10 protein-coding genes are annotated in these 11892 nt (G+C 68.6%); 5 read left to right on the top strand and 5 right to left on the bottom strand.

The features are described 5' to 3' along the window. Positions 1-42: 42 nt before the first annotated feature. Together CKO31_RS18935 and CKO31_RS18930 are read right to left on the bottom strand one after the other, a co-directional pair. Positions 43-510, bottom strand: coding sequence for a peroxiredoxin (locus CKO31_RS18935; protein ID WP_200240506.1), 468 nt, complete (start codon positions 508-510; stop codon positions 43-45). Between the two features lie 126 nt (positions 511-636). Further along, positions 637-1176 carry a glycine cleavage system transcriptional repressor gene (locus CKO31_RS18930; protein WP_200240505.1) on the bottom strand — a complete coding sequence of 180 codons (540 nt, stop codon included), beginning with the start codon at positions 1174-1176 and terminating at the stop codon, positions 637-639. Between the two features lie 234 nt (positions 1177-1410). Between CKO31_RS18930 and dapA the strand changes: the two genes are divergently transcribed. The 4 genes from dapA (at position 1411) to prsT (ending at position 7677) form a co-directional block, all read left to right on the top strand. Further along, positions 1411-2289, top strand: a complete 879-nt coding sequence (gene dapA / locus CKO31_RS18925; RefSeq protein ID WP_200240504.1) for a 4-hydroxy-tetrahydrodipicolinate synthase — start codon at positions 1411-1413, stop codon at positions 2287-2289. 143 nt (positions 2290-2432) lie between these two features. After that, positions 2433-3599, top strand: coding sequence for an NlpB/DapX family lipoprotein (bamC, locus tag CKO31_RS18920; protein ID WP_200240503.1), 1167 nt, complete (start codon positions 2433-2435; stop codon positions 3597-3599). Positions 3600-3639: 40 nt separating this feature from the next. Next, complete coding sequence (locus CKO31_RS18915; RefSeq protein ID WP_200240514.1) at positions 3640-4419, top strand: MBL fold metallo-hydrolase; 780 nt, start codon at positions 3640-3642, stop codon at positions 4417-4419. Positions 4420-4689: 270 nt separating this feature from the next. Next, positions 4690-7677 carry an XrtA/PEP-CTERM system TPR-repeat protein PrsT gene (gene prsT / locus CKO31_RS18910; protein ID WP_200240502.1) on the top strand — a complete coding sequence of 996 codons (2988 nt, stop codon included), beginning with the start codon at positions 4690-4692 and terminating at the stop codon, positions 7675-7677. An 80-nt stretch (positions 7678-7757) separates the two neighbouring features. Here the strand turns inward: prsT and CKO31_RS18905 are convergent, their stop codons facing one another. From CKO31_RS18905 to CKO31_RS18895, 3 genes are all read right to left on the bottom strand, one after another. After that, on the bottom strand, positions 7758-8267 hold the full coding sequence (locus CKO31_RS18905) for a hypothetical protein (RefSeq protein WP_242475505.1): 510 nt from the start codon (positions 8265-8267) through the stop codon (positions 7758-7760). A gap of 75 nt (positions 8268-8342) precedes the next feature. Continuing rightward, entirely contained in the window at positions 8343-8996 is a 654-nt protein-coding gene (locus tag CKO31_RS18900) for a dioxygenase family protein (protein ID WP_200240501.1), read from the bottom strand. 28 nt (positions 8997-9024) lie between these two features. Continuing rightward, positions 9025-9360 carry a hypothetical protein gene (locus CKO31_RS18895; RefSeq protein ID WP_200240499.1) on the bottom strand — a complete coding sequence of 112 codons (336 nt, stop codon included), beginning with the start codon at positions 9358-9360 and terminating at the stop codon, positions 9025-9027. A 284-nt stretch (positions 9361-9644) separates the two neighbouring features. On the opposite strand from CKO31_RS18895, the gene metG reads away from it, so the two are divergent. Next, positions 9645-11738, top strand: coding sequence for a methionine--tRNA ligase (metG, locus tag CKO31_RS18890; RefSeq protein WP_200240498.1), 2094 nt, complete (start codon positions 9645-9647; stop codon positions 11736-11738). Positions 11739-11892: the final 154 nt, after the last annotated feature.

Here is an 11892-nt window from a genome sequence, read left to right as displayed (position 1 = left end):
AGCGGGGGTGGGGAGCGGGGCCGGACTGCGCCTGGGCGCCCGTCAGCCGAGCGCGCGCACGGCCTCCAGCACCTCATCGACGTGGCCTTTGACCTTGACGCCGCGCCACTCCCGGCGCAGCACGCCCTGCGCGTCGATGAGGAAGGTGCTGCGCTCGACGCCGAGCGACTCCTTGCCGTACATCTTCTTGACCTTGATGACATCGAAGGCTTTGCACAGGGCCTCTTCTTTGTCGGAGAGCAGGTCGAAGCCGAAGCCTTGCTTCGCCTTGAAATTCTCCTGCGCCTTGATGCCGTCGCGCGACGCGCCGACGATGACCGTGTCCAGCCCAGCGAGCGCGTCCTGGGAGGCGGTGAAGTCCAGCCCTTCTTGGGTGCAGCCCGGCGTGCTGGCCTTGGGGTAGAAATAGAGCACCACGCGCTTGCCGCGCAGGTCCGAGAGCTTCAGGGTTTTGTCACCGGTGGCGGGAAGCTCGATGTCTGGGACGGTCTCGCCGATTGCGACTGCCATCGTGGGTTTCCTATGTAAGGGGCCTTGGGTGGGATCGTCGGTGGCCGGTGCCGGTTCTCAGCCAGACGAATGCCTCTGGGGCCGGCCGCCGTGGCGGGCGCCCGCGGGCAGGGGTCCGCTGGGCGCTCAGGACTTGAGCGGCTCCAGCACGGCATCGAGGTTGAGGCCGTCGCAGTAGTCCATGAATTCTTCGCGCAGGGTGGCGATGTGCGTCGAGGCGGGAATGCCCACGGTCATGTGCACGGCGAACATGGGTGTGCCCGTGTGTGCGGCGGCGTAGGTATTGGTCGCCAAGTCTTCGATATTGATCTGCCGCTCGGCGAAGAACCCCGCGAGATTGTTCACGATACCGGGGTGATCCATGGCGATGACGTCCACGGCATAAGGCACCTTGTCGGTATTGCGCTCGCGCTCACCGGTGCGCTTGCTGGTGATGGTGAGACCCAGCGAGCGCTCCAGCTCCGGGAGGGCGTTCTCGACCTTGGCGAGTGTATTCCACTTGCCCTCCACCAGCAGGATGGCCGCAAACTCGCCGCCGAGCACCGTCATGCGGCTGTCTTCGATGTTGCAGCCCTGCTCCAGGATGGTGCGGGACAGGTCGTTGACCAGGCCCGGATGGTCCCGGCCGAGGGCGGAGATCACGAGGAAGGTCTTGTGCGTGCTCATGGTTTCCTTGGCGTATCAAAACGGCGCGCGACGGCTTCGCCGCGAGTGTATAGCATGGCGTTTTCCGGGGCCAAGGGAAGGGCCGGGCGGATGTGCCGGGCGTGTCACCGGGTCAGCCAGCCATGGCGCCGGCGCGGCGGCATGCGCCTTGTGCGCTCGGGCGTCGCTGCCTTGTATCGGCGCCGGGGCGCGCGCTAGTATCCGCGGACTTCGTTCAACAGCAATAGGGCAGCCATGTTTGTGCGCGGGAGCATCGTCGCGCTGATCACGCCGATGGACGCCGACGGCATCGTCGACGACGCCGCGTTGGCTCGGCTCGTGGAATTCCACGTGGAGTCGGGCACCGCCGGCATTGTCGCCGTCGGGACCACGGGCGAGTCGGCGACGCTCGACGAAGACGAGCACTGCGCCGTCATAGCGCGCTGTGTCGAGCTCGCGGGGGGCCGTATCCCAGTCATCGCCGGCACCGGCGCCAACGCCACGGCCGAGGCCATCCGCCTCACCCGCTGTGCCGAGCAGGCCGGCGCCGATGCCGCCTTGCTGGTCACTCCCTATTACAACAAGCCCACGCAGGCAGGGCTCATCGCCCATCACCGCGCCGTGGCGGAGGCCGTGTCCATCCCGCAGATCCTCTACAACGTGCCCGGGCGCACGGCTTGTGATCTGCTGCCGGAGACCACCGCCGAGCTGGCGCAGGTGCAGAACATCGTTGGCCTGAAGGATGCCACCGGCGATCTGGATCGGGTGCCGCAGCTGCGCGAGCTCTGTGGCCCGGACTTCGCGCTCTACAGCGGCGACGACGGCTCCGGCTGCCAGTTCCTGCTGCGCGGCGGCGACGGCGTCATCTCCGTCACCAGCAATGTGGCGCCGGCGCTGATGCGGCGCATGTGCGAGGCCGCTCTGGCCGGCGAGCGCGAAACGGCACTGGCGCTGAACTCGCAACTGGATGCCCTGCACCAGGCGCTGTTCGTGGAGTCCAATCCGATTCCGGTGAAATGGGCCATGGCGGAGATGGGTCTCGCCCGCCGGGGCATCCGCTTGCCGCTCACCTGGCTCAGCGATGCCCAGCACTCGGCGGTGCGCGAGGCCATGCAGCAGGTGGGCGCCGTCTGAGCTCGGCGAGCTCCCGAGAAAGGCTGCTACCTGAGAAGGTCGCGCCGGGAGCCGACCGTGGTGCGCCTGGCGCGCGCCGGGCCGATGCCCCTTACCCGCCTTCCGCTTACCCTCAGCGGCACAATGCCAGTGTCCCAGCACTCATGATCAAGTCATCTACACCACTGCTCGCCGCCGCGGCGGCGCTGTTGCTCGCCGGTTGCGGCGGCACCATGGAGAAGGTGCTGCCGGACCAGTCGCTACAGTACAAGGAGCAGCGCGAGGCATCCGACAACCTGGAGCTGCCGCCCGACCTCGCCGGTGCCAGCTTCGACGACGCCTTGGATGTGCCGGGCGCCACCGGCACCGCCACCTACTCCGGCTACGCCGGTGAGCGTGCCGCGCGCACCCGCATCGCGCAGAGCGGCGACGTGCTGCCGGATGTGCAGGGCGTGTCCCTGCGCCGCTCCGGCGATCGGCGCTGGCTCGACATCGATGCACCCCCCGACGCGGTTTGGTCGGAAGTGGTCGACTTCTGGCGCCAACAGGGCATCCTGCTGGTGGAGCAGGACCCGACTACCGGGGTCATGAAGACGGATTGGCTGGAAAATCGTGCCGAGGTGCGTCAGGACTTCATTACCCGCCAGGTGCGCAAGGTCCTCGACGGGCTCTACTCCACATCCACCCGCGACCAGTACCGCGTGCGTCTCGACGCCGGCCCGAGCCGCGACTCCACCGAGGTCTATCTCACCCACCGGGGCATGGAAGAGCGCCTCGTGCGCAACACCGTCGGCGAAGGGGCCACGACGGTCTGGGAGCCTGCCGGCACTGATCCGGACAAGGAAGCCATCATGCTGCGCCGGCTCATGCTCTATCTCGGTGTGTCCGATCGCGACGCCGAGCGCATGCTCGCCAGCGGCGGCTCCGCGGCCACGGCCGGGAGTGCCGCGGCGACGGCCGGTGCGGGTAGCCGGCTGGTCGGCAACGGCGCCAACGCCGAGCTGGTGGTTCCCGGCGAATACCGCCAGGCCTGGCGGCAGACGGGGCTCGCCTTGGACCGCAGCGGTTTCGCGGTGGCCGATCGCAACCGCAGCGAGGGCGTGTTCTATGTGCGCTACGACGACCCCGGCCGGAATGCCGGGGAACGCGGCATCATCGATCGTATAACCTTCTGGCGTGGTAACGACGACCGCGGCGTCGAGCAGTACCAAGTCCGCCTGGAGGCCGGCGCGGATGCGACACGCGTGCGCGTGACGGACGCCGAAGGTCGGCCGACCACGGGCGGCACCGGCGAGCGCATACTGAGCCTGTTGCACGAAGAGCTGCGCTAGGCGCGGCCGGCGCAGCGCGCGGCGAATCGGGTTGAGCCGCATGCGTTTTGCGGTGCTCGGCAGCGGCAGCCGAGGCAATGCGACGCTCGTGGAGTGCGATGGCACGCGGGTCCTGCTGGACTGCGGGTTTCCGCTGCGGGACATCGAGCAGCGCTTGGCGGCCATCGACGTGCGCCCCGACGAGCTGACCGCCGTTGTCGTCACTCACGAGCATGGCGACCACGTCGCCGGTGTGCCGCGCCTTGCCCGGCGCTATGGGCTGGAGGTCTGGGCCACGCCCGGTACCTGGAAGGTCACCTGTGCGAGCGTCGGCAGGCGGGCAGGCGCCGAGGACGTGCAGCGACTGCGCCTCTTTCCGAGCCATGCGCGGCGGCTACGCATCGGTGCGCTGACGCTGCACCCGATCCCGGTGCCGCACGATGCTCGCGAGCCCTGCCAGTTTGTCTTCGAAGGGGACGGCCGCCGCCTCGGCGTGCTCACGGACGCGGGCACGGTGACCCCTCGCATGTGTGACGCGCTGCGCGAATGCGATGCGCTGCTGCTCGAAGCCAATCACGACCCAGAGTTATTGCGCAGCGGTCCTTATCCGCCGAGCCTGCAACGCCGTGTTGGCGGCGCCTTCGGGCATCTCAGCAACGCCCAGGCGGCTGCGTTGCTGGAGCGGGTGCACCATCGCCGGCTCGGCAAGCTGCTATTGTCCCACCTCAGCCAGCAGAACAATCGCCCGGACCTGGTCCGGAGCGCGATGCGCGGCGTGAGCAGCGATCTGGACATCTCGATCGCGGAGCAAGACAGTGGCACCGGGTGGATTGGCGTCTGAGACAGTCCTATCCGGGAGGCCGCGCCCGCCTGCCCGGTGCCGCTCGGTGCCGCTCGGCTGATCGGGCTCGGCGGCGCGCGCGGGAACATGCACGCATCCGGCTCCCCTATAATCCGGCTATCCACCGTGGTGGGGCGCGCCGCGGGTCACGCGGCGCGGATGTACAGGTCATCCAAGGCGCGGAGGCGGGCGATGCCGCGCCCCGTCTGGGGCCGATTCTGCTCACGAGGAGTCATGATCCAGTCCTTTTGCAGGTTCCGGGAGATGCCCATGTCCGGTCGCGGCGGCCAAATGCGCAATACAGTCAGCCAATGGCCTGCTCGGGCGCCCGTGCCGCCACCCGCGAGCGCGGCCCCCGGGGCCGGTGGCGGTCAGCACCCTGGCACGGGCCCGGCGCTGCGCCGTCGCCTCGCGCTCGTGCTCGCCCTGATCCTGAGTCTCGCCGCCGCACTGGCGGGCGCACAGCAGGACGAGCCGCTCCTCGGCGAGGCCGAGGATGCAGAGGCCGCTGCCGCGTTCTACGAGAAGGCCCTCATGGCCCACAACCAGGGCGATGTCCGCACCGCTTACATCTACCTCAAGAACGCCCTCAGAGAAGACCCGCTGCTGCTGCCCGCGCATCTGCTCCTCGGGCGGATCTATCTGGACATGGGCCAGGGCGAGCAGGCGGAAAAGCAGCTCCTGGTCGCCGACGGCCTGGGCGCGCACCGCTCGCTGATCCAGAATTCCCTGGCGCGCGCCTATTTGATGCAGGGGCATCCGCAGCAGCTGCTGGATGAGCTCTTCCCCGTCGGTACGGCACCTGAGGAAGATGCCGAGCTGTTGGCGCTGCGTGGCGAGGCACACCTGGCGCTGGAGCAATACTTCGATGCCCAGCGCTCCTTCACCCAGGCCTGGGAGCTGAACCCGCGCTCCGCGTCGGCCATTCTCGGCAGGGTGCACGTCATGCTGCTCCAGGACGAGCTGGAGAAGGCCGCGGCGCTGGCCCGCGAGGCGGTGGAGGTGGCTCCCAACTCCGCCCGCGCCTGGTACCTCAAGGGCGTGCTCGCCGAGAGCATGGGCGACTACAGCGGCGCCCTGTCGGACATGACCAAGGCCGCGGAGCTGCTGCCGGCCTATTTGCCAGCGCAGATCGGCCGCGTGAATCTGCTGTTGCGTCTCGGCCGGCTGGAGACGGCGGACGAGGCGGCGAGCCGGGTCCGCGAGATCTATCCCAATGACCCTCGCAGCCATTATCTGAAGGCGGTGGTGCAAACCAAGCTCGGCAACGAAGCGGCGGCGAAGGAGGCGCTGGAGGCCGGCGCGAATCTGATCGCGCGCTTCCCGCGGGAGCTCATCGAGGGCCACCGCCCGACTCTGCTGCTGGCCGGCATCATCGCCTTTACACTCAAGCAGTGGGAGCAGGCCGAGGACTACCTCCGTCTCTATCTGGCGGAGGACGGCGGGGCGAGCGGACCGCGGGTGCTGCTGGCGCGCATCGCCCTGGAGCAGCAGCGCGAGCCCGAAGAGGCGATTCGCCTGCTGGAGCCCGCCGTGGAGCGCACGCCGGGCAACATCCAGGCCCTTTCGGTGCTGGCCGAAGCCTACATGAAGACCGGCCGGCATCTCCAGGCCGCCCAGCTGTTGCGCGCCGCCACAGAACAGCGCCAGAACGACATCACGCTGCGCACCCAGCAGGCGGTAAACGAGTTCGGCCTCGGCCGGCGGGATGATGCCATCAACGAGCTCTCGCAGGTCTTCAACAGCCGCCCGGAGCTCAGCAATGCGGGCGCGACGCTGATCGTGATGCTGCTGCAAGAGCGCGACTACGACGCCGCCCTGGAGGGCGCCCGCAAGCTGTTGTTACGGGTGCCGGACAACCTCTCTTACATCAACTTGCTCGGGGCGGCGGCCTTTGCCAAGGACGACTTGGCAACGGCGCGCTGGGCCTTTGAGCTGGCGTTGGCCATGGACCCCGGCTTCTTCCCCGCGCGCACCAACCTGGCGGAGCTGTTGTTGCGCCAGGGCGATGTAGAGCTGGCACGCGGACATCTCGAGCGGGTGCTCGATACGGAGTCGGACGAGGCCAATGCGTTGATGCTGTTGGCGCGTGCGCATGAAGCAGAAGGCGAGCTGGACCAAGCCTTGCGCCTGGCGGAGCGGGCACTGGCTGCGGACCCGGGCGCCGTGCCTGTGGCGATCTACCAGACGGAGCTGCTGCTGCGCATGCGCGAGCCGGACAAGGCGGTGCGTGTTGCCGAGAGCGTCGAGGTGCGCAGCAACAACGCCGACGACCCCGATCTGCTGGCGGCACTGAGCCGCGCCTATATCGCCAGCGGCCGCCGCGCCACGGCCCAGGTCGTGCTGCGCCGTGGCTCGAGCCTCGCCGGCTACGACGCGCGCCGTCTGCTCGAAGTGGCCATGCTGCAACGGGACGCGGGGGACATGGATGGTGCGTTATGGTCCCTGCGGAAGGCCACCGAAGGCGATCCGGACTATCTGCCGGCGCGGCTGCGCTTGGGGGAGCTGCTGATCGACCAAGGCAGCACCGACGAGGCGTTGGAGGTGGCCAGCGCCTTGCGCCGTGATTATCCGAGCCGGCCCTACGCCGACCACCTCACCGGGCTCGTGCTGAGCGCCCGCGGCGAGTACGACGCGGCGTTCGACGCGTTCCGGCGTGCCCTGGATGAGACCGACTCACCCCTGCTGGCACTGCGCGCCTTCGAGGCCAAGCGCGATGCCGAGGGCATGGCCGCCGGTGTCGAGTTTCTTCAGACCTGGCAGGATGCCCATCCGGGCGACGGCGTGATCGTGCAATCCTTGGCCGAGGGCTACTACGCCCTCGGCGAGCATCAGCGTGCGTTGACATTGTTCGAATCGGCCCTGGAACAGGCCCCGGACAACGCCATGCTATTGAACAACCTCGCCGTGATCTACAACGAGATGGGCGATCCGCGGGCGCTGCCCTATGCGCGCCGGGCTCACGAGCTGTTGCCCAACGCCGCCGAAACCGGCGATACCCTGGGCTGGGTGCTGGTGACCCAGGGCGAGCTGGCCGAGGGGCTCAAGTATCTGCGCGACGCGCAAACCCGCGCGGCGGGCGATCCGGGGATCAGCTATCACATCGCCGTGGCGCTGAAGGGCCTCGGGCGCACGGATGAGGCCATGGCCCAGCTCACCCGGCTCTTGCAGACCGCGGACGTCGGCTTCGCCGACCGCGACAAGGCGGCCCGCCTGTTGGAGGAGCTGCGCAATAGTCGCGCTGCCCAGCGTGGCTGACCGGGCGGAGGCTAAGCGTTCGTGGCCGCCGCGGCGGCCGTCGGTGTGCAGGCGGCTGCGTCGGCAGGGCGGCGCTGGACTCAGGCTGGATCATCGTTACCGTCGTCGGTGCGCTTGCGCTCTCGCCGCCGCTCGCGGAAGGAGCGCCGCCCCTTGTAGGCGGCGATTTGCTGGATGATCCGCCCGTAAGGCAGGGCCTCCAGCGCGCCGAAGCGATCCACCGCGGCGCCCAGCAAGCCATCGACATCCTCCACGGGCGCCGCCTGCCCGGCCTCTGGCTGGTCCGCCGCGAGCGCCGCCCGCACCCCGCGCAGCCCGCCCACCTGGATGCGCATGGCCTTGGCGTGCGGCAGTGCCGCGTGACCGTCCGTGGTCCGCAGCGCAAAGCGCGCCTGGGTGCGTAGATGCTCGAGGAACTCCAGGCAGCGCGTCTGGGCGTCGTCGGCGGTGCAGTGCACGCCCTCGCGCTCGGCGATGCAAAAGCGCTTCGAGCGGCGACAGGCACAGTTTCCGGTCAGGATGGATTTCTCGTAGGGGCAGCGGCGCTCGTTGACGGCGTTGTAGGTGTCGCGGAAGGCGTCTTGGTCCAAGGTCCTCGTCCCCGCTCTACTCGGTGATTGACTGTGTCGCCCTGCGCGGGCAATGGGGCTGCGAGCGCCGGGTGCTCAGCCGAGCACCATGTCGAAACGGGCCCTGAGCGACCCGGCGTCGTCGCCGCTCGGGCGGAAGGGTACAGTCACCAGCTTGCGCTGCGCCGGCGACAAGCGCTTGCGCAGGAAGTCCCGCGCGTTCTCGGGGGCACCCTCCACGTACAGCTGAGTCACCAACTGGCGCCCGTCGGCTGCCGTCACGGCCACATGGATGTGGGGCGCGCGACCGGGGTAGGGCACGGGCTTGATGGTGCGGAAGCGGTAGCCGCCGTCCGCACCGGTGCGGGTCTTGCCGTAGCCTTGGAAGCCAGCGTCCCGGCGTTGCTCGCCGCGGTCTCCGGTGTGGAGGTAGCGCCCGTGGGCATCGCACTGCCAGATCTCCACCAGGGCGTCGGGCAGCGCGGTGCCGTCCGCTGCCAGCACCTGCCCGGTGAGGTCCGTGAGCTCGCCCTTTGCGCTGCCGCTGGTGGCTGCGCGCGCCGGGCTGAGCCGGGTGAGGTCATTGTCTTGGTCCAGCGGCAGCTGGTCCGGATAGAAAGGGCCGCGGCTCTGAGCCGGCGTCGGCCGGTGCGTCGCGGCGCCGCCGCCCGTCGAGAGGCAGGACGAGACGAGCCCGAGTGCCGCGAGTAGCAGTCGGCGGCGCTGGGTCGTCTGGACATGGCCATGCATGGTGGGTCTCCGTCTGCGCTGGGGTGGATCAGGAACGGCCTGTGGGGTAGTCCTCGGCCTTCAGTGCCGCGGCATAGGCGGTGTCCACCAGCTCGTGCATCAGGCGTAAGGCGCTCGCGGGTGGGGCATCGATCATCCGGGCCCGAACGGCCATGGCCATGGCGAGCGCCTGTAGGATATCGCCGTCGCTTACGGCTTCGGCAGCGGGGGGCGGATCGGCCTCCACGGTATTGTTGATCGCCGCCAGGGTCTGCGTGAGCATGCCGGCGACCTGGCTGTGGGAGGTGGTCTCGGGATGCAGCGGAAAGTGCATGTCGAAGGCGCGGCCGCCGCTGGTGACGGCGGTGTAGTCCAGGTGATGCATGGGGCCTGCCTCGTCTGCTTTGTTGTGGAAGGGACATGGGCGCCGCCGGGTCTGATTTCAGCGGTCCACCGCGGACGCGCGCCTGAGGCTGCGCTCGGAGGCCGTGCTCCAGTCGCGGCCAGGAAGCTCCCCGGCGCCGACATCGCCGGGGCCGACTTGCTAGGCTCGCGGACTGCCGCGAGGCACCAGGCTGCCCTTTCCCCTATTTCCAGCCTTCCCCGATAATGCCCCTTTGTGCGGGCCGCCGTCACGGCCCGTCTCCGGACCAGTTTCCGCATCACGCCATGACCCTAACCGACACGAGCCCCAACGCGCGCCGCGACATCCTGATCACCAGCGCCCTGCCCTATGCCAACGGGCCGATTCATATCGGTCATCTGGTGGAGTACATCCAGACGGATATCTGGGCACGCTTCCAGAAGCTGCGCGGGCACAACTGCTGGTATGTGTGCGCGGACGACGCCCACGGCACGCCCATCATGCTGAAGGCGCGCGCCGAGGGCATCACGCCGGAGGTGTTGATCGCCCGCGTGGGCGCGGAGCACCAAGCGGACTTCGCGGATTTCCGTATCGGCTTCGACAATTATCACTCGACCCACTCGGACGAGAACCGCTACTGCGCCACGTTGATCTACGAGCGCAACCGCGACAAGGGCCATGTCACGGCCCGGACCATCCACCAGGCGTTCGATCCGGTGGAGCAGATGTTCCTGCCGGACCGGTTCATCAAAGGCGAGTGCCCCAAGTGCGGCGCCGCGGATCAGTACGGCGACAACTGCGAGGCCTGCGGCGCGAGCTATTCACCGGCGGAGCTCCAGAATCCGCGCTCCGTGGTTTCCGGCGCGGTCCCGGAACAGCGCGAGTCCGAGCACCTGTTCTTCCGGCTCGCGGACTTCGAGCCCATGCTGCGCGAGTGGACCCGCGGCGGCGGGCTCCAGGAGCAGGTGGCCAACAAGCTCGACGAGTGGTTCGACGCGGGCCTCAAGGAGTGGGACATCTCCCGGGATGCGCCGTACTTCGGCTTCGAGATCCCGGATCACCCGGGCAAGTTCTTCTACGTCTGGCTGGACGCGCCCATCGGCTACATGGCGAGCTTCAAGCACCTGTGCGAGAGCGAGCGCGGGCGCGCCGCCGGCCTGGACTTCGACGCCTTCTGGGGCAAGGGAAGCCAAGCCGAGCTGTATCACTTCATCGGCAAAGACATCATCTATTTTCATGCCCTGTTCTGGCCGGCGATGCTGCACGGTGCGGACTTCCGCACGCCCACGGCCATCTTCGCCCACGGCTTCCTCACCGTGGACGGGCAGAAGATGTCCAAGTCCCGCGGCACCTTCATCAAGGCGCGGACCTATCTGGATCACCTGAATCCCGAGTACCTGCGCTACTACTTCGCCGCCAAGCTCGGCCCCGGGGTCGACGACATCGACTTGAGCCTGGACGACTTCCAAGCCCGGGTGAACGCGGATCTCGTCGGCAAGGTGGTGAACATCGCCAGCCGCACCGCTGGCTTCATCACCAAGCGCTTCGGCGGTCGGCTGGCGGCCGAGCTGCCGGAGGCGGGGCTGTTCGAGGAGTTCGCGGCGGCCGGTCAGGGCATCGCCGAGGCCTACGAGCGCCGGGAATTCAGCCGTGCGGTGCGGGACATCATGGCGCTGGCGGACCGGGCGAATCAGTACATCGACGAGCAGGCGCCCTGGGTGATAGCCAAACAGGACGGCCGCGATGCCGAGCTGCAGGGCATCTGCACCCAGGGCCTGAACCTGTTTAGGCTGCTCATCGGCTGGCTCAAGCCCATCCTGCCGGGGACCGCGGAGGCCGCCGAGGCATTTTTACAGATCGAGCCGCTCACCTGGGAGGCGCTGTCCGAGCCGCTGCTGGATCATGAGATCGCCAAGTTCAAGCCGCTGATGACCCGGGTCGAGCCCAAGCACATCGAGGCGGTGCTGGCGGCGTCCAAAGAAGACCTGGCGGCGGCCCAACAGCCGACGGCCGGGCAGAGTGGTGAGACGGATACCGGCGGCGGCCATCCGGCCAAGGACCCCATCGCGGAGACCATCGACTTCGATGCCTTCGCCAAGGTGGACCTGCGCATCGCCCGGATTGCCGAGGCCGCGCCGGTGGAGGGCGCCGACAAGCTGCTTCAGCTGACGCTGGACCTGGGCGGCGGCGAGACCCGCAATGTCTTTGCCGGCATCCGCAAGGCCTACGACCCGGCGGACCTCGAAGGTCGGCTCACGGTGATGGTCGCCAACCTCGCGCCGCGCAAGATGCGCTTCGGCGTCTCCGAGGGCATGGTGCTAGCGGCGGGACCGGGCGGAAAGGACGTCTTCATCCTGAGCCCGGACGCCGGTGCGGAGCCGGGCATGAAGGTGAAGTAGACAGCCGCCGGCCGCCGTGGGAGCGGCGTCTCCGCCGCGCTGATGACGCGCGCACTGACATGGCGTCGGTCCGCCGTCCGCGCGGGCGCTGGGATGCAGGAGGCAACCGAATATGACGCGGCGCCCGGGGCGATGCCTTAGGGCCGGGCATGTC

Origin of the sequence: Thiohalocapsa halophila, assembly GCF_016583825.1 — a bacterium.
GTDB lineage: Bacteria > Pseudomonadota > Gammaproteobacteria > Chromatiales > Chromatiaceae > Thiohalocapsa > Thiohalocapsa halophila.
The sequence above is the reverse complement of the archived record's forward strand: the minus strand, read 5'-3'. Positions and strand labels throughout refer to the sequence as shown.

Excerpts from the sequence above, each read along its gene's own strand:
- prsT (WP_200240502.1), top strand. The coding sequence starts at position 4,690 with ATGTCCGGTCGCGGCGGCCAAATGCGCAATACAGTCAGCCAATGGCCT.
- CKO31_RS18915 (WP_200240514.1), top strand. The coding sequence starts at position 3,640 with ATGCGTTTTGCGGTGCTCGGCAGCGGCAGCCGAGGCAATGCGACGCTC.
- CKO31_RS18900 (WP_200240501.1), bottom strand. The coding sequence starts at position 8,996 with ATGCATGGCCATGTCCAGACGACCCAGCGCCGCCGACTGCTACTCGCG.
- bamC (WP_200240503.1), top strand. The coding sequence starts at position 2,433 with ATGATCAAGTCATCTACACCACTGCTCGCCGCCGCGGCGGCGCTGTTG.
- dapA (WP_200240504.1), top strand. The coding sequence starts at position 1,411 with ATGTTTGTGCGCGGGAGCATCGTCGCGCTGATCACGCCGATGGACGCC.
- metG (WP_200240498.1), top strand. The coding sequence starts at position 9,645 with ATGACCCTAACCGACACGAGCCCCAACGCGCGCCGCGACATCCTGATC.
- CKO31_RS18930 (WP_200240505.1), bottom strand. The coding sequence starts at position 1,176 with ATGAGCACGCACAAGACCTTCCTCGTGATCTCCGCCCTCGGCCGGGAC.
- CKO31_RS18895 (WP_200240499.1), bottom strand. The coding sequence starts at position 9,360 with ATGCATCACCTGGACTACACCGCCGTCACCAGCGGCGGCCGCGCCTTC.
- CKO31_RS18935 (WP_200240506.1), bottom strand. The coding sequence starts at position 510 with ATGGCAGTCGCAATCGGCGAGACCGTCCCAGACATCGAGCTTCCCGCC.